23 protein-coding genes and 1 pseudogene are annotated in these 21,001 nt (G+C 69.1%); 11 read left to right on the forward strand and 13 right to left on the reverse strand.

What is annotated here, in order from left to right; genetic code table 11:
* Positions 1-161: 161 nt before the first annotated feature.
* Complete coding sequence (locus tag G6N10_RS07590; protein ID WP_163742319.1) at positions 162-545, forward strand: STAS domain-containing protein; 384 nt, start codon at positions 162-164, stop codon at positions 543-545.
* Here G6N10_RS07590 and G6N10_RS07595 read toward each other — a convergent pair.
* Positions 525-1,277, reverse strand: coding sequence for a SigB/SigF/SigG family RNA polymerase sigma factor (locus G6N10_RS07595; protein WP_272937774.1), 753 nt, complete (start codon positions 1,275-1,277; stop codon positions 525-527). The genes G6N10_RS07590 and G6N10_RS07595 overlap by 21 nt on opposite strands.
* A complete protein-coding gene (locus G6N10_RS07600; RefSeq protein ID WP_085100269.1) occupies positions 1,274-1,708 on the reverse strand; it encodes an ATP-binding protein in 435 nt (144 codons plus the stop codon). The genes G6N10_RS07595 and G6N10_RS07600 overlap by 4 nt, the downstream gene beginning before the upstream one ends.
* Positions 1,709-1,818: 110 nt before the next feature.
* Between G6N10_RS07600 and G6N10_RS07605 the strand changes: the two genes are divergently transcribed.
* Positions 1,819-2,178 (forward strand): hypothetical protein, encoded by a 360-nt coding sequence (locus G6N10_RS07605; RefSeq protein ID WP_085100266.1) that lies wholly within the window; start codon positions 1,819-1,821, stop codon positions 2,176-2,178.
* A 127-nt stretch (positions 2,179-2,305) separates the two neighbouring features.
* Here the strand turns inward: G6N10_RS07605 and usfY are convergent, their stop codons facing one another.
* The 3 genes from usfY to G6N10_RS07615 all read right to left on the reverse strand — a co-directional run bounded on the left by usfY (position 2,306) and on the right by G6N10_RS07615 (position 3,122).
* Positions 2,306-2,614, reverse strand: a complete 309-nt coding sequence (gene usfY / locus G6N10_RS07610; RefSeq protein ID WP_085100263.1) for a protein UsfY — start codon at positions 2,612-2,614, stop codon at positions 2,306-2,308.
* Positions 2,615-2,652: 38 nt separating this feature from the next.
* Complete coding sequence (locus tag G6N10_RS20020) at positions 2,653-2,808, reverse strand: DUF6131 family protein (protein ID WP_165757685.1); 156 nt, start codon at positions 2,806-2,808, stop codon at positions 2,653-2,655.
* 137 nt (positions 2,809-2,945) lie between these two features.
* Positions 2,946-3,122 carry a hypothetical protein gene (locus tag G6N10_RS07615; protein ID WP_308206148.1) on the reverse strand — a complete coding sequence of 59 codons (177 nt, stop codon included), beginning with the start codon at positions 3,120-3,122 and terminating at the stop codon, positions 2,946-2,948.
* Positions 3,123-3,202: 80 nt separating this feature from the next.
* Between G6N10_RS07615 and G6N10_RS20790 the strand changes: the two are divergent.
* Positions 3,203-3,346 (forward strand): annotated as a pseudogene (locus G6N10_RS20790) (transposase); the annotation flags it as partial.
* A 304-nt stretch (positions 3,347-3,650) separates the two neighbouring features.
* On the opposite strand, the gene G6N10_RS07625 reads toward G6N10_RS20790, so the two are convergent.
* A complete protein-coding gene (locus tag G6N10_RS07625; protein ID WP_163742322.1) occupies positions 3,651-5,054 on the reverse strand; it encodes an IS1380 family transposase in 1,404 nt (467 codons plus the stop codon).
* A 155-nt stretch (positions 5,055-5,209) separates the two neighbouring features.
* On the opposite strand from G6N10_RS07625, the gene G6N10_RS07630 reads away from it, so the two are divergent.
* Complete coding sequence (locus tag G6N10_RS07630; RefSeq protein ID WP_085097162.1) at positions 5,210-5,593, forward strand: PE-PGRS family protein; 384 nt, start codon at positions 5,210-5,212, stop codon at positions 5,591-5,593.
* 111 nt (positions 5,594-5,704) lie between these two features.
* Here the strand turns inward: G6N10_RS07630 and G6N10_RS07635 are convergent, their stop codons facing one another.
* A complete protein-coding gene (locus G6N10_RS07635; protein WP_085097224.1) occupies positions 5,705-7,171 on the reverse strand; it encodes an aminotransferase class I/II-fold pyridoxal phosphate-dependent enzyme in 1,467 nt (488 codons plus the stop codon).
* Between the two features lie 348 nt (positions 7,172-7,519).
* On the opposite strand from G6N10_RS07635, the gene G6N10_RS07640 reads away from it, so the two are divergent.
* From G6N10_RS07640 to G6N10_RS07650, 3 genes are all read left to right on the forward strand, one after another.
* The gene (locus tag G6N10_RS07640; RefSeq protein ID WP_085097159.1) at positions 7,520-9,658 is read left to right on the forward strand and encodes a catalase; all 2,139 of its coding nucleotides are present in this window, start codon (positions 7,520-7,522) and stop codon (positions 9,656-9,658) included.
* 484 nt (positions 9,659-10,142) lie between these two features.
* Entirely contained in the window at positions 10,143-10,940 is a 798-nt protein-coding gene (locus G6N10_RS07645) for an SDR family oxidoreductase (protein ID WP_234810589.1), read from the forward strand.
* A complete protein-coding gene (locus G6N10_RS07650) occupies positions 10,937-11,956 on the forward strand; it encodes an iron-containing redox enzyme family protein (protein WP_085097156.1) in 1,020 nt (339 codons plus the stop codon). The genes G6N10_RS07645 and G6N10_RS07650 overlap by 4 nt, the downstream gene beginning before the upstream one ends.
* On the opposite strand, the gene G6N10_RS07655 is transcribed toward G6N10_RS07650, so the two are convergent.
* The 3 genes from G6N10_RS07655 to G6N10_RS07665 form a co-directional block, all read right to left on the reverse strand.
* On the reverse strand, positions 11,936-12,145 hold the full coding sequence (locus G6N10_RS07655; protein ID WP_085097153.1) for a CDGSH iron-sulfur domain-containing protein: 210 nt from the start codon (positions 12,143-12,145) through the stop codon (positions 11,936-11,938). The genes G6N10_RS07650 and G6N10_RS07655 overlap by 21 nt on opposite strands.
* Entirely contained in the window at positions 12,142-12,804 is a 663-nt protein-coding gene (locus G6N10_RS07660; RefSeq protein WP_085097150.1) for a HemK2/MTQ2 family protein methyltransferase, read from the reverse strand. The genes G6N10_RS07655 and G6N10_RS07660 overlap by 4 nt, the downstream gene beginning before the upstream one ends.
* Positions 12,805-12,882: 78 nt before the next feature.
* Complete coding sequence (locus G6N10_RS07665; RefSeq protein WP_085097218.1) at positions 12,883-13,569, reverse strand: PAS and ANTAR domain-containing protein; 687 nt, start codon at positions 13,567-13,569, stop codon at positions 12,883-12,885.
* 162 nt (positions 13,570-13,731) lie between these two features.
* Here G6N10_RS07665 and G6N10_RS07670 point away from each other — a divergent pair, with 162 nt between their 5' ends.
* Together G6N10_RS07670 and G6N10_RS07675 are read left to right on the forward strand one after the other, a co-directional pair.
* Positions 13,732-14,730 carry an AurF N-oxygenase family protein gene (locus G6N10_RS07670; protein ID WP_085097146.1) on the forward strand — a complete coding sequence of 333 codons (999 nt, stop codon included), beginning with the start codon at positions 13,732-13,734 and terminating at the stop codon, positions 14,728-14,730.
* Entirely contained in the window at positions 14,730-16,154 is a 1,425-nt protein-coding gene (locus tag G6N10_RS07675) for an FAD-dependent oxidoreductase (protein ID WP_085097142.1), read from the forward strand. Before G6N10_RS07670 ends, G6N10_RS07675 begins: the two co-directional genes overlap by 1 nt.
* A 32-nt stretch (positions 16,155-16,186) precedes the next feature.
* Here G6N10_RS07675 and G6N10_RS07680 read toward each other — a convergent pair whose 3' ends face one another.
* A complete protein-coding gene (locus G6N10_RS07680; RefSeq protein WP_234810586.1) occupies positions 16,187-16,912 on the reverse strand; it encodes a TetR/AcrR family transcriptional regulator in 726 nt (241 codons plus the stop codon).
* A gap of 96 nt (positions 16,913-17,008) precedes the next feature.
* Between G6N10_RS07680 and G6N10_RS07685 the strand changes: the two genes are divergently transcribed.
* Positions 17,009-17,953, forward strand: a complete 945-nt coding sequence (locus G6N10_RS07685; protein WP_085097136.1) for a DUF808 domain-containing protein — start codon at positions 17,009-17,011, stop codon at positions 17,951-17,953.
* A gap of 29 nt (positions 17,954-17,982) precedes the next feature.
* The gene (locus tag G6N10_RS07690) at positions 17,983-18,756 is read left to right on the forward strand and encodes an enoyl-CoA hydratase (RefSeq protein WP_085097133.1); all 774 of its coding nucleotides are present in this window, start codon (positions 17,983-17,985) and stop codon (positions 18,754-18,756) included.
* 8 nt (positions 18,757-18,764) lie between these two features.
* Here G6N10_RS07690 and G6N10_RS07695 read toward each other — a convergent pair whose 3' ends face one another.
* Complete coding sequence (locus G6N10_RS07695; protein ID WP_085097129.1) at positions 18,765-19,976, reverse strand: dihydrolipoamide acetyltransferase family protein; 1,212 nt, start codon at positions 19,974-19,976, stop codon at positions 18,765-18,767.
* Entirely contained in the window at positions 19,973-21,001 is a 1,029-nt protein-coding gene (locus tag G6N10_RS07700; protein WP_085097125.1) for an alpha-ketoacid dehydrogenase subunit beta, read from the reverse strand. The genes G6N10_RS07695 and G6N10_RS07700 overlap by 4 nt, the downstream gene beginning before the upstream one ends.

Raw genomic sequence — 21,001 nt, forward strand, 5'->3', positions numbered from 1 at the left:
CAGTTCAGGTTGAGTTCACAGCCGCTTGCAGCGTTCGTTGACAGCTGGGCAGAACTCCCGTCCGGCCCTTCAGCCTTCGCCGCAGGACGAATACATGTATTCCGACTGAGGAAGTAACCATGCCTGCCACCTCAATGATTGCCCCCACGTCGATTGCCCCCATGTCGCACACCAACGGGCCGATGGCCTCGTTCAGCACCACCTGGCTCTCGCCGACCACGGCCATCGTCAGCGTCTACGGTGAAATCGACGCGGCAAACGCCCCCGAGTTCGCCGCCCACGCCGGCGAACACACCGCCCGGACCGAACGACTGGTGCTCGATCTGTCCAAGGTCTCGTTCTGCGGCACCGCAGGCTTGGCTGCGCTGCAACAGCTCGAGGACCAGTGCGCCGCCGAGCGTGTCGCCTGGGGCATGACCGCCAGCGCGGCGGTGCACCGACTGGTCGGCATCTGCGACGTCACCTTGCCGATCCATCCGACGGTGGCGGCGGCCCTGGACGCGGTTCGCCGCCGTTCGGCCCGGTTATTCGAGCTGATCGCGTAGTCGCGCAAGCGATTTCGCCAACAACCGGGAGACGTGCATCTGAGAGACACCGATCCGCTCGGCGATCTGGGTCTGCGTCTGCGAGTCGAAAAACCGCAGCAGCAGCACCGTGCGCTCTCGCTCCGGTAGGGACGCCAGCACCGGCCGCAAGGTTTCGCGGTCCTCGATCTGCTCCAGCGCCGCGTCCACATCGCCGAGGGAGTCGGCGATCACCGGTGCATCCTCGTCACCACCGCCGCCACCTTCGATCGACAACGTGTTGTAGGAACTGCCGGCAATCAGGCCCTCGACGATCTCCTCGCGGGTCATGTCGAGTTCGTCGGCCAGCTCTGAGGCATTCGGCGCCCGCCCCAACCGCTGCGCCAGTTCGGCACTGGTGGATCCGAGCCGCAGATGCAGCTCCTTGAGGCGCCGCGGTACCTTCACCGACCAACTGTTGTCCCGGAAGTGCCGGCGCACCTCCCCCATGATGGTGGGGACGGCGAAGGATTCGAAGTCCGAGCCGGTCGACACATCAAACCGGTTGACGGCGTTGAGCAACCCGACCCGGGCGACCTGAACCAGGTCATCGCGTGCTTCTCCCCGTCCGTTGAAGCGGTGCGCGATGTGGTCGGCCAGCGGCAGGCATCGGCTGATGATGCGTTCGCGCTGCTCGGCGTGCGCCTCGGAGTCCTCTGCCAGCCCGTCGAGCAGCCGGAACATGTCCAGTACGTCAGCGTATTCCGACGTCACTGCAAATAACTCACTCGCCTGGTGACCAGCGTTACCCCCACCACGCCTGCGGTGTCCACACCGTCGCGCGGCGATTCGGCCAGCACCTCGTCGACCAGCGAACTCATCACATGCCAGCCGAAGCTGCCGGGTGCGATCGCGCTGCCGGTGCCGCTGGTGGTGGAGGCGTTGATGTGCAGCGCGTCGTCACGCGAATCAACCACCAGCACCAGATCGGCTCCCTCCAGCGACGACCGGATCAGCGCGGTGCATGCCTCATCGACGGCCAGTCGCAGGTCGGAGACGGAATCGAGATCGAGGTCCTCGAGGGTGGCGATCGCGGCGACGACGGCCCGTAGCGTGGCGAGGTTCTCCACCCGCGCCGGCACCTTGATCTCGACCGTCCGGGCACCGGCCCCCGGTGCGCCCGCCGTGACGTCGTCCTGCCCCATGAGACCTCCAACCAGTTTGACGGTCACGCTACTCCCACGACCATCGCGTTGAACCGGATGTCAATAGCAGTACCCGTGCAGGAATCAGCCAAACCGGGTACGCAGGTTCCATGACCGAAACGAGCCCGCACGATGCCGACCAGCCCAGTGGCCAACCCCGGCCCGGAGTCCGAACCGCGTGGAACTGGGCGCTGGCCCTGCTGACCCTGCCGGCCGCCGGCGCGGTGTACCTGCTCGCGATGGCCGGGGTGATGGGGCTGGCGGGGTGCACCGGCGGTGCCTGCGCCGACCGCGTGCCGAATGAATTCTGGTTCGGCGTGCTGGTGTACGGCGCACCGGTGATCGCCGTCGTCTGCGTCGCGGTGTCCGTGGTCACCGCCCGACTCCGCCGAGGGATCCTGGTGCCACTGACGGGGCTGGGTCTGCTGGCCCTCGACGCCGCTGTCCTGGTCACCGCCTTTGACTTCTGAGTGTGGCTTTGACCTTCTGATTGTGGCCTTCGCAATGCCGATTTCGCTGTCCTCGCCTCCTTGCCTCGTCACCCCGGCGGGCTGGCCGACCCGCCGGGTCGGCCAGCCATTCGGGCAGGTCGCGGAATCAGCTGTTGGGCGGCTGCCGGATCTCGCCGGGATGCTCGTCGTACCAACGGTCCTCGATCCGGCGCACCCGCCGATGCTCGATGCCCAGCCAGCCCAGCCCCAGCACGAGTCCTACCGCGGAGAGTCCCGCGAGCAGCGCCGCGGGCTGAGGATGACCGGTGGCGAAGGCCGCCAGGCAGGCGACGAACAGCACCACGGCCACCCCGACAACCACCAGGGCCGGCAGATTACGGGCGTTCTTGACCGTTTCGCCGGCATGCGGTCGGGTGGTGCGGGCATGGTCAACGGGGTCAACGGGATTCGTCACGTCCGAACCTTCCTATAAAGTCTGCGGGCTGGCCGGCGTCAGTACCAAGACCGGCGACCGGCGACCGGGCGCCCCATCATGCCGAGGAGCCAGAACACGGCACCGACGACAAGCAGGACCACCCCCAGAACCCAGAGGACATGGATGTTGAGCAGCCATCCGAGGACGAGAAGTATTGCGCCGACGACAATCATCGTGATCTCACTTTCTGTGTGGTGGGGAAAACGTGGGGGCACTGTGGTGGGAACGCGGGGAAACGCAGCGGGAAAATCGGGAAAGCGCAGCGAGTAATCCCTGCTACCGCGTGGCCCCTGCTACGGCATGGCGATGATCACGCCGCCGGTTCGGGAAGTCTGCATTCACCCACCTGCGGGTTGACGCCCATATAGTTCAGCGGCCCGGCCACCACGGTGAGGGCGATGTCTGCCGCGGTGCCGCAACTCGGTGTGCGCGAGGTGAAGTAGTCACGCTGCCACACCGCCAGCACACCGACGAGCAGCCAAATCATGGCTATCACTCCGAAGACTCGCGCGATTCTCATTCCGGCGGGGTACCCGGCCGGCGATCATTCAAACCCGTTGCCGCCGCGAACTCGGCATCTCCAACGCCCTCATCGAAGGCATCAACGCCAAGATCCGCCTCATCAACGCCCGCTGCTACGGACACCACTCCGCCCAAACTTTGACGTCAATGATCTACCTCTGTTGGGGAGGACTGCAGGTCACGCTCCCCGAGCCGCACATACGTACGAATATTCTGCGTGCCGCGGACCGGGCGAGACCCTCGCACCCCGAACGCACAATTTGTGACAGTCGAGCGCCATCGGGAACTCCCAGATCAGCGCCGCAGTTCGACGGCCCGGAACCCCACCCAGGAACCGGCGCAGCGGCGAATCAGGTTTAGCCTCGATCCGTGGATCGACCCGGTTGAGGTGTCTGGGGATTGATTTTTGCGGTGCTGTGGGTGGTGGGCAGCGTGTAGCTGCTGGTCTGTCCAGCTTTTCCTGTGTGCTCCGGTCGGGCCTTTCGGCGGGTGGTCAGGTGGGGATTGCCGCTGGTGGGCTGTATCCGATGGTGTTGCGCCACAGGGTGGTCCACGTTGATGCCCAAGGCCAGTGGCTGGGTAGGTGCAGTGTCGGCCGCCGTTGGGGTCGGGCAAGTCGGGCCGGAATGTTGACGATGCGGCGGCGCAGTGTGGATCCTCGCGCGACGGCGTTCGTCGCGCCGGCCAGGACACCGGCCGCGCGCAACAGATTGTGGGCGATCGCGGCGCACAGGATCCAAGCCGAGTTGGCCCCGAACCGCCCCGAAGGCATGTGCGCCAGGGGTCCGTCGATGAGGTCGGCGAACACGGTTTCGATGATGGCGTGGCGGCGGTGGGTGATGTCGGCGGCATCGATCGGTTCGTCGGTGTCGGTGAAGAACGGGTGGTACCGCCACACCGGGAACAGGGCGTCTGGGTAGCGGGCGTCTTTGACGCGGCGCACGATCAACCGTGCAGTGACCGGGTGATCGGTGGAACTGAAAGCGGTGTAGGTGGTTTCGGCGACTTCGGCGTCGGAGATCCATCCGCCGGTGTCGGGGTCGCGCACTGCGCCGGGGTAGTTGACCGGAATCCAGGCGTTGTTATCGATGGAGTCGATGGCCGCGGCCACGGCGGTTGACTTGGTCAGCACCAGCGAGAATCGGGCTCCGGCGCGGCGGCAGGCAGTCGCCACGGTGCTGTTGCCGTACGCCGAGTCGCCGCGCACCAGAATCTGCCCGGTAACACCAGCGGCACGTGCGGTCGCCACGGCCTGAGCGATCATCTGGGCTGCGCCCTTACCGGAGTTGGTCTTGCCTGCCCGCAACCGCGCACCGGCGATCACCGGCGCACCGCTGTCGGTGCTGATCGTGGCAACCAACGGCGACAGGCCCTTGCGCAGGATCTGCTTCCCGGCGATCTTGGTGTGCCCATACGAGGCCCCTTGTTTGGCGTGACCAAAGACCGGGCGCAGTAGCGAGTCGATGTCGACGAAGGCCCGCACGTCGGCGCCGGGGATCAGATCGACGCGCGAGCACAGCGCGGCCAGGTGCTCGCGCAGCACTGATTCGAGTTGGCGGGTGTGCCCGAAGGTGAACTCCCGCAACAGGGTTCCGATCGTCGATGATGCGTACACGCCGTCGAAGAGGGTCTTCATCCCGCCCGAGCGCACGATATCGAGGTCATCGATGCTGTCCGCGCCGGCACACATGCCGGCGATCAGGGTGGTCAGCTTCGGGGACGGATTGGCCGCACCAGATTTGATCCGCTCGCAGGTGAAACGAACCTTCTGCTCCAACAGCACCGAAAGGCGGCTCTGTTGAGCCAAGGTCATCACCGGCACCAGCCCGGCGCACGACACGAGATGCTCATCATCGAAGACCGCCGACGACGTGGTGAACCTGTGGGACACTTGCACCGGAAGTGCCTTTCTTGGGCTGTTCAGATTGTGGTGTGGTAACTCCAATCATCGCAGCTCAGAGGGCACTTTCCCTATTGCGACACCCGGTCACCCGGTCAATTCTTCGGTGGATCGAGGTTTAGCCCTGGCGGGCACGGGATAACCCCGAACTCATGAAAACCCTCAACTTGAAACCCAGAATTGTCCTTCGCGCTGCACCCCTGCTGGCGGCGGGTGCTCTGGTCTCGGCGTTCGGCGCGGCACCGTTGGCCGCCGCCAGTGTCGCCGAGGCGGCTTCGGCTCCCGCCGGTGTCACCACCACTCTCAGCGCATTCGAATTCCCGCTCAACGAACCGGGCGGTGGCGGCTGCGTCGGCGACACCTGTGGTTCCGGCGGCACCGACGGCGGGCCCGGTGGCGGGCCCGGCGGCCAGGGTTGCATCCCGACTGCGGGCGGCACCGCCTGCGGTTCCGGCGGAGTCAACCAGGGCCCGGGCAGCGTCCCCGGCGGTCAGGGCTGCATTCCCGGGGTCGGCTGCGGCTCGGGCCACGCTTGATCCACCAACACGAAGGGGTCACTCCAACCCGGGGTGGCCCCTTCGCCGTTGGCCGGTTCCGGCCGGCCGGCCAGCAGGACCGTAACGGCCCGCGCGGGGCGGGCCCGGCGATCAGACAGCCACCACCCGGACAGTGCACAACGACGGGTCTGCTGGGTCCGGCACATTCATCCCGGCCGCCACCCCGGTGCGCAGGTAGTCGATCACCGTGCGGGTCATCAGTTCGCCGGGAATCACCGCCGGAATGCCGGGCGGATATGGCGTGATCTGCTCGGCCGCGATGCGCCCCGGGGCCTGCTCTGCCGGGACCGTCTCGGTGGCCGAGAAGAACGCCTCGCGGGGACTCAGCACCGATTCCAGCTGCAACTGCTTGGGCTCGGGAAGCACGATCGGCTGCGGCGGCTCAAACCGGTCGGCCGCCCGCCGCCAGTCGCGCAGCGCGTCGAGCAACATGGCGACGGTGTCCTCGTCGTCGGCGATAGACAGCGTGGCCAGGATCCGGCGATGGTCGCTCATGCCCACATCGATGCCACGATGCTCGCGCAACCAGTCCGCGGCCTGGTACCCGGAGGTGGCGGTCCCCGCCACGTCGAGAAGCACCTGCAGCCGGTCCAGGTCGTGGGACGCTTCGACCCCCAGGAGTTCGTCCTCCAGCACCGTCACGTCGGGCAGCGACTGCAGCGCCGCGCGAACCTGCACCGCGCGGCTGAGAGCAACATCGAGCAACTCGGCGCCGTGTTGCACCATCTGGCGACGCCAGCCGTCAATCACCGCATAGATCGGCACGCTTGGGCTGGTTGTCATCAGCAGGTCCGCACAGGCCCACAACCGCTCCCGGTCAATGAGATCGCCCTGGACGTGGAACACCGAGCCCTGCTCAAATCCGACCCCCATCTTGTGCACGCTGACCACGCAGATGTCGGCGCCGGCATCCATCGCCCAGCTGGGAAGCCCGGGATGAAACGGCAGGTGCGCACCCCACGCCTCGTCCACGATAAGCGGCTTGGCCCGACGGTGGCACGCCTCAGCGATACCAGTCAGATCCGCGCACGTTCCGTACGGTGTCGGACTCACGATCAGCGCGCCGTCGGCGTCCGGGTGGCGCTGCCAGGCCTGCTCGACCTGGGCGGGCGACGGCGGGTGCGACAGATGCCGATCGGCGTCCCAGCGCGGGGTGATCCAGCGCGGTTGCAGTCCGCCGAAGATCAGCCCGGCGACGATCGACTTGTGACTGTCGCGGCTGACCAGCAGCCCGTCGCCGCGCCGCCCGCACGCCACCGCCATCATCGCGGCCTTCACCGACAACGAACTGCCGCAGGTGGAGAAGTAGGCCTCCGACGCGCCGACCGCATCGGCCATCAACTGTTCGGCGCGCATCAGGTAGCGGCCCTGCGCGCGCCGGTCATCGAGGCCGCCGGTAGCCAGCACGTCGGCGCGGAAGATGTCCGTGCCGAGCACTTCCAGCACACGCTCGTCGGCCGCGCGGCCCTGCCGATGTCCCGGCGGGGTGAATCCGTACCGGTGCCGACGGTGATAGCTCTGCAGCGCCTCGAGTAGCGGGGCGTCGTCATGTTCCACCACAGGGACGTAGCCCGTCGACAGGGTGGTCAAACCTGCGCTGCGCACCGTTTTGGCGACGCGCCGCTCTCGTCACAGGCGGTCCCCAGTGGCGAGCCAGCCGCTGGATCAGCGTCTCGTGGCGCTGTCCTGTCGCGCATCTCAGTCCTGATCGACCCCCCGGGCGTGATCGGTGATCCGTGTCATAACGCCACCTGGTCATAACGCCACCTGCCACCCGGCGCGTCCCCGACACCCGACTCACAGCGCCCGCGCGCCACTCGGCCGGGAGGACATCGCGCCGGCGGCCGCAGACGATTCGCCCGGGCCGCGTTTGCCGGGCGCGACCGCGGGTAACCAAAAGCATCCATGACCGGTACGAGAGGAACCGCTGTGAACGACCGCCCGGATCCCAAGCAACAGCAACTCGACGATGCGAGGGTCGCCGCCGACCGCGGCTTCCTGACCACCCAGCAGGGTGTCCGGGTGGACCACACCGATGACGCCCTGACCGTCGGTGACCGCGGCCCGACATTGCTGGAAGATTTCCACGCCCGAGAGAAGATCACCCATTTCGACCACGAACGAATTCCCGAGCGGGTCGTGCACGCCCGCGGCGCCGGGGCGTACGGCTTCTTCGAACCCTACGGAAACTGGCTCGCCGAATACACCGCCGCGAAGTTCCTCACCACCCCGGGCCGCCGCACCCCGGTGTTCGTCCGGTTCTCCACCGTCGCGGGGTCGCGAGGCTCGGCCGACACCGTCCGCGATGTCCGCGGGTTCGCCACAAAGTTCTACACCGACGAGGGCAACTACGATCTGGTTGGCAACAACTTTCCGGTGTTCTTCATCCAGGACGGGATCAAATTCCCCGACCTCGTGCATGCGGTGAAACCCGAGCCGGACAACGAGATTCCGCAGGCCGCCTCCGCGCACGACACGCTGTGGGACTTCGTCTCCCTGCAGCCCGAGACGCTGCACACCATCATGTGGCTGATGTCGGATCGTGCGCTGCCGCGCAGCTACCGGATGATGCAGGGGTTCGGGGTGCACACCTTCCGGCTGGTCAGCGAGTCCGGGCAGGGCACCTTCGTGAAATTCCACTGGACCCCGCGGCTGGGGGTGCATTCGCTGATCTGGGACGAGTGCCAGAAAATCGCGGGCAAGGATCCCGATTTCAACCGACGCGACCTGTGGGAGGCGATCGCCGCCGGCCAGCATCCCGAGTGGGAGCTCGGCGTCCAACTGGTGCCGGAACGCGACGAGTTCAAGTTCTCCTTCGATCTGCTCGATGCGACGAAAATCATTCCCGAGGAACTGGTTCCGGTCACTCCGGTCGGACGGATGGTGCTCAACCGCAATCCGGAGAACTTCTTCGCCGAGACCGAGCAGGTCGCCTTCCACACCGCCAACGTCGTTCCCGGAATCGATTTCACCAACGATCCGCTGCTGCAGTTCCGCAACTTCTCCTACCTGGACACCCAACTGATCCGGCTCGGTGGCCCCAACTTCGCCCAGCTGCCGGTTAATCGTCCGGTGGCCGAAGTGCACAACAATCAGCGCGACGGCTACGGACAGCAGCGGATCGTCGGCGGCACCACCAGTTACCACAAGAACAGCCTGGGCGGCGGCTGCCCGGCGATCGCCAACGCCGACGTGTTCCGGCACTACACCGAACGCGTCGAGGGACACACGATCCGGCGCCGCGCCGAGTCGTTCGCCGACCACTACAGCCAGGCCCGGATGTTCTGGCGGAGCATGTCCGAGGTGGAGGCCGGCCACATCGTCGCCGCCTATGCCTTCGAACTCGGAAAAGTCGGCGCCGAAACCGGCATCCGGGAACGGGTCGTCGGTGAACTCGCCAAGATCGACGGTGAGCTGGCCGAGCAGGTGGCTACCGAGTTGGGCATCAGCGCACCGGCCGCAGCCGAATTGTTCCCGGAGAATTCCCCCAATCCCTCACCGGCGTTGTCGCAGCTCGACAGCGGGGAGCAGACCATCATGTCGCGCCGGGTGGCTATTCTCGCCGCCGACGGCGTCGACGGCGTCGGCCTCACCCGCGTCGCCGAGGCACTGCGCGATCTCGGGGCGGTGCCCGAAGTGCTCAGCCTCCGGGCCGGGGGCAGCATCGCCGGCGTCGACGGCGACAGCGTCCCGGTCGACCGTGGCATCACCACCATGGCGTCGGTGCTCTACGACGCCGTCCTGGTGCCCGGCGGCTCGGCCTCGGCCGAGCGGCTCAGCCGCGACGGTTACGCGGTGCACTTTGTGGCTGAGGCCTACAAGCATCTCAAGACCATCGGCGCGTTCGGCGACGGAATGCTGCTGCTGCGGGCGGCGGGCATCGTGGCGGGGCTGGCCGAAGGCACCGCGCCGGCCGACGAGAACGGGGTGATCACCTCGATGGCCGCCGGCGCCGGGCTGCCCGAGGCATTCACCGCCGGCGTCGTTGCTTCTCTGCAGCATCACCGCTGCTGGGCGCGAACCACTACCGCCGTGCCGGCCTGAACCGCGCCGGCGGTTGGCGGTAGGCCACTGGGCCGATCTGGTCGCAGATCCGCACGGCGTCGGTGGCGATGCGATTCGGGTGTCTGGGGTTGCCGGGGAGACTGAGCGGGCTGGCGTGCTCGGACACCATTGCGATGTTCATTGGCGCCTCCCTCCGACGAGGGCGACCCAAGCCGCAATTTCGCCGAAGTGACGTACCCAGCTGCTCGTCCGGTAACACCGACCGCAGCCGGTGCGGCACCGGTCTGGCGGCGATCGGTGGGTGGCCGGTGGCACCCGGGTCGCCGACAGCCAAACCGCGGCCGTGTTTGCCGCGGCCGCGCCGGGGTACTCCTGCATCATGAGCACCCCGGACCTGCCCGATGATGTGCCCTTGGATGCCCTGGAGCAGCACCGCGTCGCCGACGCGGTCGCCGAGGCGGCGCAGCCCGGTCTGCCGGCACCGGAGAACACCGTGATCGGCTATCCGGGCCACACCGCCGACATGCCCAGTCAGCCAGACGACGAGATGCGCGGATACACCGGAACGGGACTGTTGGCGGGGAAACGGGCGCTGATCACCGGAGGCGATTCCGGGATCGGCCGGGCCACGGCGGTGGCCTTCGCCAAGGAGGGTGCCGACGTGGTCATTGCCTACCTGCAGGAGCACGGCGACGCCGCACACACCGCCGAACTGGTGGAGCGCGAAGGCCGGCGGTGCCTGGCACTTGCCGGGGACCTCGGCCAGGCTCAGCACTGCCGTTCGGTGGTCAGCAGGACCGCCGCGGCTCTGGGCGGCATCGACATTCTGGTCAACAATGCGGGCTATCAGAACCCGGCCGACGATCTCACCGACATCACCGACGAGCAGTGGCGGCGCACCTTCGCCGTCAACATCGACAGCTTCTTCCACGTCACCAAGGCCGCACTGGCCCAGCTGCCCGACGGCGGTGCGATCATCAACACCGCCTCGGTCAACGGGTTGCGGGGCAACAAAACCCTGATCGATTACTCGGCGACAAAAGGGGCGGTGATCGCGTTCAGCTACGCGCTCGCCCAGGCCCTGGCCGGCCGCCGGATCCGGGTGAACTGCGTGGCGCCAGGTCCGGTCTGGACGCCGCTGATCCCGGCGACGATGGACGCCGAACGGGTCAGCAGCTTCGGCGCCCACACCCCCTTCGGACGCCCCGCCCAGCCCGACGAGGTGGCGCCGTCATATGTGTTCTTCGCCGCCGATCGGCTCTCGTCCTATTACAGCGGCGAGGTGCTGGCGCCGCTGGGCGGCGAAACCCTACCCGGATGAACACCATCTTCGCCGGGCTCGACCGGCCGCCCACGCTCCCCCGCGCCGCGGGCCCCGCCTCGGCCTTGGTCATCGACGCCTTGGCCGGTCCGGCCGGGAAACGTTGCGATGCGCCCGGTCCCGTGCCGGCGGACTCCGACCCGTTCGGGCTTGACCTGCAGTTGGCTCTCTATCTCTGCTACGAGCTGCACTATCGGGGTTTTGCCGGCGTCGATCCGGACTGGGAGTGGAATCCCGCACTGATCGCGCTGCGTACCGACATGGAGCGAATCTTGCTCTCCGCGCTGCACCACAATCTCGGCCCGGCCGAAACCTCCATCACCGTGGCGTGCGAGCTGCGGCGCCTGTCGACCGGATCGGTGCACGGCAGCGGCATTGGTGCGCACCTGCGCGAGCACGGCACCTGGCCGCAGATGCGCGAGTACTTCGTCCACCGCTCGCTGTATCACCTCAAGGAGGCCGATCCGCACGCCTGGCTGATCCCCCGATTGACCGGCCAGGCGAAATCCGCCCTGGTGGCCGTGGAGTTCGACGAATTCGGCGCCGGCCACGCCAACCAGATGCATCAGCGGCTGTATGCCGACCTGATGACCGCGGCCGGTCTGGACCCGGCCTATCTCGGCTACCTGGACGCGGTCCCCGCGCCCGCGCTGCTGGTGGTGAACCTGATGTCGTTGTTCGGCTTGCATCGACGACTGCGCGGCGCGGGCGCCGGACAGTTCGCGGCCATCGAGATCACCTCGCCCCCGGGCTCGCAACGCATCGTCGACGCGCTGCGGCGAATGGCGGCCCCGCAGCCGTGCGTGCGCTTCTACGCCGAGCACGTCGAGGCCGACGCGGTGCACGAACAGGTCGTCCGGGGCCTCGTCGAGGCTCTGCTGGCCGCCGAGCCGGACCTGGCCGACGACGTCATCTTCGGGATTCGGGCGTGGGAATTCAGCGAGCAGCTGCTCGACGATCAGCTGCGGCGATGCTGGGCGGCCGGCCGCCCGTCGCTACGACGCGGGATCGGCTGAGCCGGCCCGCCGGCGGCTGCGGTGGCTGGTGTCGCACAGCGGATAGATCGCCGACCGGCGGCAGACGCACAGCGCGGTCACGAACCGATCCGACTCCAGCACCCGTCCGTCGGGGAGTTCGATGCGCACCGGCCCCTCGACCAGAATCGGCCCGCCGGCGGTCACCCGAATGGTGCGCGGCGTCCTCACGGCTTGTCCGCCCGGATGACTACCAGCCGTTCGCTGCGCCGACCGAGCGCCAGTCGGCCCGCCGACTCCAGGGCCCGGGCCTGGGACGACAACACCGGCCCGAAGGGAATCGATTTCGTCGCAATGATTTCGGCCCGAAGTCCGGCGTTGACTAGCCGGCGAAGGGATTCCTCGGCGCCTGCCAGGCTGGACTGGACCACAAACAGGGTTCCTCCGTCGCTGAGCAGGTCCGGCGCGGCCGCACACAGGGGGTCGAGCATCCGGCGGCCGTCGGCGCCGCCATCCCAGGACACCGGCGGCCCCGCGGACGCCGGGATCTCGGCGTCGTCGGGGTCGGTCAGCACCGGCACGTAGGGCGGATTGGACAGCACTAGGTCGAACGGCGCAAACTCCAGCGCTCGGGTCCACGAGCCCAGCCGCACGTCAACGGCAGCGTCCGCGGCGGCCACCTGGGCGCGCGCGCAGCGCACCGCGTTGGGACAGACATCGAAGGCGGTCACCGTACCGCCGAGGCCCGCGGCCGCGATCGCCACCACCCCGCTGCCGGTGCCCAGGTCGGCAACCCGGCGTCCCCGCAGCGGGCCGCCCGCGGTCACGGCGTCGATGAGCAACTGGGAATCCTGCTGCGGGCGATACACCCCGGCCGGCGCGGCGGTCATCTCGATCCTTTCCGTCGATGCGCCCGGGATACCCGCGCCGGCGGCAGATCAAACGGACATCGGGTGTCCCGCAGAGGGCTACCCCGCCGGCGGCACCCGCAAATGCGCGGTGAGCAATAACCGATCGAACACCACCCGGTCCGGCAGCACGTCGCCATAGTCCAGCGCGGCGATCTCGGTGGCGATCTGCTCGGCCAGCGGTCGCAGCTTGGTGTTGGTCTCCTGGGACCGCCACCGCAACAGATCGAAGGCGGCGTCGGCGTCGATCCGGTAGATCAGCATCAGCATGCCCTTGACCTGCTCGATCCCGCCGCGGGCCTCGGCGATCTCGGCGACCGCCTCGCTGAGTGCCGCCTGGTCGGCATCGGCCCGAGCGGGCGTGACGTCGATGTAGAAACCGTTCGTCCCGATCACCGCGCCGGCGTCGTCATGCAACTGGTCACCGACCACGACGACGTGGTGGACCGCGCCGGCGGTGTCGACGATGCGATGCCGGGTGCTGAACGCCGCGCCGGTGCGGCGCATCACCGCCAGGATGTCGGACACCTGGCCCAGGTCCTCGGGGTGTTTGTGCGAGAGCACCAGTTCGGTGGTCGGATTCGCCGTCCCGGCCGGATAACCGTGCATGCGCTCGACCTGCGCGGACCACTCCCAGCGCTCGCCATCGAGATAGAACCGGAACCAGCCGACCCGCAGCGGCTCACCGACCGACAGCGCGTGCTCGATCGAGGTCTGGTGTCCGGCGTCAACCGCGTCAGTGGCCATCGTGCCGAGTTTCCCCCGCATCGCCGCATTTGGAGCAGACGGCCCGACGGCCGATTCCCTGAGGATACGACACGACCGAGGCAAACAGGCATTTACTTGGACACTCGGTCCCGCTAAATTGGCCGCAACGATCCGCCGTCACCGATCCGTCAGGAGGCAACGATGCCGACCCTCGCATCCGCGGTAGCCACCCCCGCACCCGGTTACCGGGAACTGCTCGCCGTGCTGTCGGAGGGCTCGGTCCGCCGCCGCTTCGACCCCTACCTCGACATTGACTGGGACGCCCCGGAGCTCGCGCTGGACCCCGAGGACCCGCGCTGGGTGCTGTCGGGCACCGTCGACCCGCTCGGCGCCACCCGGTGGTACCAGGATCAGCCGCTGGAGCGCCAGATCGCCATCGGCCGGTGGCGCACGATGAACACCGTCAAGGTGGGTGCGGCGTTCGAAAGCATCCTGATCCGCGGGCTGATGGCCTTCATCATGGGTCTGCCGAACAACTCCCCGGAATTCCGCTACGCCCTGCACGAGATGACCGAAGAGTGCAACCACATCCAGATGTTCCAGGAGTTGGTCAACCGCTCCGGCGCCGACGTGCCGGGCATGAGTCCGCTGTTCCGCCGACTGTCCCCCTTCATCGGCCTGGTCGGCCACATCTCGCCGTCCGCGTTCATGGCCGGGATCCTCGCCGGCGAGGAGCCCATCGATCATTTTCAGAAGGCGCTGATCCGCGAGGACGCCAACCTCCCGCCCGCGGTGCTGCGAACCATGCAGATTCACATCGCCGAGGAGGCCCGGCACATCTCCTGGGCCAACGAGTTCCTCAAGACGTACTGGCCCGAGCGGTCGTGGCGGATGAAGGCCTTCGCCACCGTCGCGTTCCCGTTGTTGCTGCGCTACCTGGCCTACGAGATCATGACGCCGTCGAAGAAGATCTTCATGGCCGAATTCGACATTCCCGCGGAGGTGTTCCGCGAGGCGTTCTGGCGCGGGCCGCAGGCACGCCGGATCATGGCCGGGTACTTCCCCGAGATGCGTGCGCTGGCAGCCGATCTCGGCCTGATGAACCGCGTCGGCCGCCGGCTGTGGAAGATCTGCCGGATCGACGGCGACGCCGCCCGCTACCGCAGCGCCCCGAAACGCGAAGCGATTGCGATCGCCTGATGCCGCACGTCATCACCCAGTCCTGCTGCAGCGACGCGTCCTGCGTCTACGCCTGCCCGGTCAACTGCATCCATCCCACCCCCGACGAACCGGACTTCCTGACCGCACAGATGCTCTACATCGACCCGGTCGAGTGCGTCGACTGCGGTGCCTGCGTCACCGCCTGCCCGGTGGACGCCATCAAGCACGACGGCTCGCTGTCACCCGTCGAGCAGATCTTCGCCGACCTGAATGCCGACTTCTACGCCGCGCCGCGGCCCCGGCCGCTGCTGGCTCCCCCGGTTCCGGCGCTGCAGGTGCGCAACGGCGCGCAGCTGCGGGTCGCCATCGTCGGATCCGGCCCGGCTGCGATGTATGCCGCCGACGAACTCCTGACCATTCCCGGTGCGCGGGTACGCATTTACGAACGGCTGCAGACCCCGTTCGGGTTGGCCCGGTTCGGGGTGGCGCCCGACCACCAACGCACCCGCGGGGTGACCCGCCAGTTCGAGCACATCGTGTCCGATCCGCGGGTGGACGTGGTGCTCGGCACCGAGATCGGCGCCGCGCTCAGCCACCACGACCTGATGGCCGAGCACCACGCCGTCATCTATGCGGTCGGCGCCGCCACCGACCGGCGCCTCGACATCCCGGGTACCGAGCTGGCCGGCGTCGGGACGGCGACCGAGTTCGTGGCCTGGTACAACGGCCACCCAGACCACGCACACCGCAGCTATGACCTGTCCGGGCCGCGGGCGGTCATCATCGGCAACGGCAACGTCGCGCTGGACGTGGCCCGCATCCTGACCATGGACCCGGAGCTGCTGGCCGGCACCGACATCGCTCCGCACGCGCTGAATGCATTGCGCCACAGCGGGATCGAAGAAGTCGTGGTGGCCGGGCGGCGTGGGCTCGGGCAGGCCGCGTTCACCGTGCCCGAATTGGCCGGGCTGTGCTCGACGCCGGGCGTCGAGGTCGTGGTCGCCGACGAACACCTGGCCGCCCTGCCCGCCGACGACCCGCGGGCGCGGATCCTGCGCACCGCCCGGCGGCAGACCGGCGACCGGCGGATTGTGCTGGACTTCCTGCTCGCACCTTCGGGGCTGCTCGGCCAGCAGCGGGTGCAGGCCGTCCAGTTCGACGGCCGCGAACTGATCCCCGCACCGGACGGGTCGATGCGGGTCAAACCCAACGGCGAGCAACGCACCGTGCCGGCCGGCCTGGCGCTGACCTCGATCGGCTATCGAGGCCGGCCGGTGCCCGGGCTGCCCTTCGACGAGGCCACCGCGACCGTGCCGCACGACGCCGGCCGGGTCAGCGGTGTCCGCGGCGCCTACGTGACGGGCTGGATCAAGCGCGGGGCCACCGGCTTCATCGGCACCAACAAATCGTGCGCCCAGGAGACCGTCCGCAGCCTGGTCGCCGACTACAACGTTTCCGGGTAACCGTCTCCCGTTCATGCGCGCGGCAGGCCCGGTCAGCCTGGCGTCAGCGAACCGGTCAGCTCGGCGATCATCGCGGTGAACGGGACGTCCGGGCGCACCTCGATCCCGGCCGCGCGGGCGGCGCCGTCAAGCACATACCAGGCGTAGTCGGCCAGGTCCGAGATGATCTCGGCGCGCGACCGGGTCGGCGCGGCACCGCGGATCCAGGCCGACAGGGTGGCCTCGATCATCGTCACCACCGCGAACGGCACCGACCGGAACGAGGCGTCATCGGCGTTGAGCGCCGCGGCGAGCGCCCCGATGATGCCCTCCGCCTGGACCATCATTCGGTGCTTGAACTGACTGACCGCATCCAGCGAGCCGTCGCTTTCAAAGGTCGGCCCGCGCCGGACGAACTCGTTGAGCCGCGGATGATCGAGCATCCAGTCGGCGACCGCGGCGATGGTGCGGGTCAGGATCTCCCGCAGCGAGCCGTCGGCCAGGTCGAGCCGCTCATCGAGCACACCCGCGAGATCCTCAAAGGTCAGCGATCGCACTCGCCGTTCGAGTTCGTCCTTGTTGCCGAACTGCCGGTAGACCACGGACTTGGCCAGACCGGCCCGCTGCGCGACGTCGCGCACCGAGACATCGGCGTCGGCCGGGCCCTCCTCGATCAGCTCGATCGCCGCCCGCAGGATCCGGGTGCGCCGCTCGGCGTTGTGCTCTTCCCAGCGCGCCTCATACCCACTGATGGCCGGGACATCGGGGGCGCGGGACACCGCTCCGAGGCTACCGTTCGCCGGGACGCACCGGTACCCGGCGATGCGCCCCACACCGCTGCCAGCGGGTACCGTTTGGGCCATGGTGGGTCAACGGTGAGCTCCGGGCTGTTCGCGCTACTCGACGATGTCGCAGCGCTGGCGAAGCTCGCCGCCGCATCGGTCGACGACGTCGGCGCCGCCGCCGGTCGGGCCACCGCCAAGGCCGCCGGCGTGGTGATCGACGACACCGCGGTCACCCCGCAGTACGTGCAGGGCATCGCGGCCGAGCGCGAGCTGCCGATCGTCAAGCGGATCGCGATCGGATCGCTGCGCAACAAGCTGCTGCTGATCCTGCCGGCGGCGCTGCTGCTCAGCCAGTTCGCCCCGTGGGCGCTGACCCCGATCCTGATGCTCGGCGCCACCTATCTGTGCTACGAGGGCGCCGAGAAGATCTGGGGACGGCTGCGCGGCCACGAGCACAGCGCCGCCGCCGAAAGCGAGATCAAGGACCGCGACGCCGAGGAGAAGACGGTGGCCGGCGCCATCCGCACCGACCTCATCCTGTCCGCCGAGATCATGGTGATCGCCCTCAACGAGGTTGCCGCACAATCATTCTGGCCGCGACTGATCATCCTGGTGGTCGTCGCCTTCGTGATCACCATCGTGGTCTACGGGGTGGTCGGGGCGATCGTGAAGATGGACGACATCGGCTTGAGCCTGGCCCAGCGCAGCGGCCGGATGGCCCAGCGGATCGGCCGCGGTCTGGTCACCGGGATGCCAAAGGTGCTGGCCACCCTCTCGACGGTGGGCATCGTGGCGATGCTCTGGGTCGGCGGTCACATCCTGCTCACCGGCACCGACAAGGTCGGCTGGCACAGCCCGTACGCGATCGTGCACCACCTGGAGGAGCTGGTGTCCGATGCCACCGGTGCGGCCGGGCCGGCGCTGGCGTGGCTCACCAACACCGGCATCTCGGCGGTGATCGGCCTGGTCGTGGGCGGACTGGTCCTCGCGGTGCTCGCCATGCTGCCGTCGCGATCGGCGCAGCCGCACCAGTAGCCGGCCGCCGGCGCGGTAGCGTGCCGGTCATGAGCCCCGAACTGGTCCGCTACGACCTGACCGAGCCCTCGGAGATCGGCGGTCGGGTCGCCGTCGTCACGGTCAACGATCCCGACCGCCGCAACGCCGTCACCGACGCCATGTCCGCGCAGTTGCGCGCGGCCGTCGAGCGCGCCGAGTCCGATCAAGCGGTGCATGCCCTGGTGGTCACCGGGGCATGCACGGCGTTCTGCGCGGGCGCCGACCTGAGTGCGCTCGGTGCGGCCGCCGAGGACGGCCTGCTGCGGATTTACGACGGGTTCATGGCGATCGCCGGCTGCGCGCTGCCCACCATCGCGGCCGTCAACGGCGCCGCCGTCGGCGCCGGGCTGAACCTGGCGCTGGCCGCCGACGTCCGGATCGCCGGCCCGCGCGCCCTGTTCGACGCCCGCTTCCAGAAGCTGGGCATCCATCCCGGCGGCGGAGCCACCTGGATGCTGCAACGGGCGGTCGGACCGCAGGCGGCTCGGGCCGCACTGCTGTTCGGCATGCGGTTTGACGCCGACGCCGCCGTCGCCCACGGTCTGGCGCTGCGCACCGCCGACGACGCGCTCGCCGACGCCCTGCAGCTGGCCGGCGGCCCGGCGGCGGCGCCGCGGGAGGTGGTGCTGGCGACCAAGGCGAGCATGCGCGCGACCTGTCAACCCGGCGCCGCCGAGGCCGACCTGCACGACGCCGCGATGCGGATCGAGCTGGGGCCGCAGGCCCGGTCCATTCAGTCCCCGGAGTTCCAGGACCGGCTGCGCTCGGCGACCCGCCGCTGAACCCGGGCCTAGAGTTCCAGCAGGGCGGTCTCGGGCGCCTCGATCAGCGCGCGCAGCCCGACGAGGAACCCGGCGACCTGGGCGCCGTCGGCGACCCGATGGTCGAAGGCACAGGTCAGCTGCGCGGTGGGGCGGGCGGCAAGTTCCCCATCGATGACGACGGCGCGCGGCCGGATCGCACCCATGCCCAGAATGGCGGCCTCCGGGTGGTTGATCACCGGCACGCCGTCATCGAGCCCGAGGGCACCGAAGTTCGACACCGTGAACGTCGAGCCGGTCAGCGCGGCGGGCGCCAGGGCGCCGTCGCGGGCCGCGTCGATCAGCCCGGCGACGGCCTGCGCCAGCTCCCGGGTGGTTTTGGCCTGGGCGTCGTGCACGACCGGCACCAGCAGACCGCGCGGCGCGGCCACCCCGAACCCGAGATGCACGCCGCGATGGGTGCGGATCTGCGGGCCGTCCGGGCCGTCGACCCAGCTGGAGTTGAGGATCCGGTGCCGGGTCAGGGCGTGCACGACCAGCCGCAGGGTCAGCACGAACGGGGTGATCTCCAGCCGGCCGGCGAGCTGCAGCAGCCGCGCACAGTCCACCTCGATGCGGGCGTGCGCGTCGGGGATCTCCCGGCGTGCGGCGCTCATCCGCCGGGCCATCTCCGCCTGCACGCCGCGCACCGGTTGCAGTTCATCGGCGGCGGACTCGCCGGCGGACTCGGCCGCCGCCAGCACCGCGTCGCGGCCGACGATTCCGTCCGGGCCGGCCCGCACCGCGCCGAGGTCCACCTGCAGGTCCGCGGCCAGCCGGCGCACCGACGGTTTGGCCCGCGGCCGCGAGCCCGGCCGGCGCCGGCTGCGGTCGGCGCCGGCGTCGGCCCCGTAGCCCACCAGCACGCTGTCGCGGGCCGGCGCGGCGCTCTCAGCCGGCCGGGCGCTCTCGACCGGCCGGGCGGCCTCGGCCGGCGCGGTGCCGGTTGCCTCGAAGCGGACCAGCAGCGCCCCCACCGGCAGCACGTCGCCGACCGCGCCGCCCAGCGCGCGCACCCGGCCGGCGACCGGGCTGGGGATCTCGACGGCGGCCTTGGCGGTCTCCACCGTGCACAGCACCTGGTTCAGCGCCACCTCGTCGCCGAGGGCCACCTCCCACTGCGTCACGGTGACGTCCTCCAGGCCCTCCCCGAGGTCGGGCACCAGGAACTCCCCGCCGCGCGGCTCACCGGTCCCGGTCATGGTGCCTCCAAGGTCCGTTCGACGCAGTCCAGCAGCCGGTCGACCCCCGGCAGCCAGCTCGTCTCGAGCCGCGCCGGCGGGTAGGGGGTGTCGAAACCGGTGGCGCGCAGCACCGGCGCCTCCAGGTCGTAGAACAGTTCCTCGCTGAGGCGGGCGGCCAACTCGGCGCCGAACCCCAGGGTGCGTGGGCCCTCGTGCAGCACCACGGCCCGGCCGGTGCGGCGCACCGAATCCGCGACGGTGTCGAAGTCCAGCGGGTTCAGCGACCGCAGGTCGACGACCTCCAGGCTCCAATCATGTTCGGCGGCGGCCAGTTCGGCCGCCGCCAGCGCGGTGCCGACCAGCGGGCCGTAGCTGATGACGGTGGCATCGTCGCCCGGCCGGGCGATCACGGCCCGGCCGATCGGGGGCCCCGGGGTGGTCGGGTCGACCAGTCCGCGGCTCCAGTACCGGCGCTTGGGCTCCAGGAAGATCACCGGATCTGGGCTGGCGATCGCGTGCCGCAGCAGCCAGTAGGCGTCCGACGGGGTGGCCGGCACCACCACCTTCAACCCCGCGGTGTGCGCCCAGTAGGTTTCGGTGGACTCCGAGTGATGTTCCACCGCACCAATTCCACCGAACGACGGGATCCGGATGGTGACCGCCAACTCGATGTCGCCGCGGGTGCGCATCCGGTATTTGGCCAGGTGGCTGACGATCTGGTCGAACGCCGGATAGCTGAAGCCGTCGAACTGCAGCTCGGGCACCGGCACCAGCCCCCGGATCGCCATCCCGATCGCGATGCCGATGATCGCCGACTCGGCCAGCGGCGTGTCGAAACAGCGGGACGGCCCGAAGGTTTCGGCCAGCCCGTCGGTCACCCGGAACACCCCGCCGAGGGCGGCCACGTCCTCGCCGAAGACCAGGACCCGGTCGTCGGCGGCCATCACGTCGCGCAGCGCCCGGTTGATCGCGGCGACCATGGTGAGTTCGGCGGCGACGCCGGGGTTTTCGGCCGCGGGCGGTCGTGCGAAGGTGGCGGTCAT

Source organism: Mycolicibacterium fallax (assembly GCF_010726955.1).
Lineage (GTDB): Bacteria > Actinomycetota > Actinomycetes > Mycobacteriales > Mycobacteriaceae > Mycobacterium > Mycobacterium fallax.

Coding starts and splice junctions, on each gene's coding strand:
- G6N10_RS07695 (WP_085097129.1), bottom strand. CDS start 19,976: ATGACCGGGACCGGTGAGCCGCGCGGCGGGGAGTTCCTGGTGCCCGAC.
- G6N10_RS07645 (WP_234810589.1), top strand. CDS start 10,143: ATGCCCAGTCAGCCAGACGACGAGATGCGCGGATACACCGGAACGGGA.
- G6N10_RS07615 (WP_308206148.1), bottom strand. CDS start 3,122: ATGATTTGGCTGCTCGTCGGTGTGCTGGCGGTGTGGCAGCGTGACTAC.
- G6N10_RS07600 (WP_085100269.1), bottom strand. CDS start 1,708: ATGGGGCAGGACGACGTCACGGCGGGCGCACCGGGGGCCGGTGCCCGG.
- G6N10_RS07670 (WP_085097146.1), top strand. CDS start 13,732: ATGCCGACCCTCGCATCCGCGGTAGCCACCCCCGCACCCGGTTACCGG.
- G6N10_RS07675 (WP_085097142.1), top strand. CDS start 14,730: ATGCCGCACGTCATCACCCAGTCCTGCTGCAGCGACGCGTCCTGCGTC.
- G6N10_RS07640 (WP_085097159.1), top strand. CDS start 7,520: ATGACCGGTACGAGAGGAACCGCTGTGAACGACCGCCCGGATCCCAAG.
- G6N10_RS07700 (WP_085097125.1), bottom strand. CDS start 21,001: ATGACCGCCACCTTCGCACGACCGCCCGCGGCCGAAAACCCCGGCGTC.
- G6N10_RS07605 (WP_085100266.1), top strand. CDS start 1,819: ATGACCGAAACGAGCCCGCACGATGCCGACCAGCCCAGTGGCCAACCC.
- G6N10_RS20020 (WP_165757685.1), bottom strand. CDS start 2,808: ATGATTGTCGTCGGCGCAATACTTCTCGTCCTCGGATGGCTGCTCAAC.
- G6N10_RS07650 (WP_085097156.1), top strand. CDS start 10,937: ATGAACACCATCTTCGCCGGGCTCGACCGGCCGCCCACGCTCCCCCGC.
- G6N10_RS07665 (WP_085097218.1), bottom strand. CDS start 13,569: ATGGCCACTGACGCGGTTGACGCCGGACACCAGACCTCGATCGAGCAC.
- G6N10_RS07590 (WP_163742319.1), top strand. CDS start 162: ATGTCGCACACCAACGGGCCGATGGCCTCGTTCAGCACCACCTGGCTC.
- G6N10_RS07630 (WP_085097162.1), top strand. CDS start 5,210: ATGAAAACCCTCAACTTGAAACCCAGAATTGTCCTTCGCGCTGCACCC.
- G6N10_RS07690 (WP_085097133.1), top strand. CDS start 17,983: ATGAGCCCCGAACTGGTCCGCTACGACCTGACCGAGCCCTCGGAGATC.
- G6N10_RS07660 (WP_085097150.1), bottom strand. CDS start 12,804: ATGACCGCCGCGCCGGCCGGGGTGTATCGCCCGCAGCAGGATTCCCAG.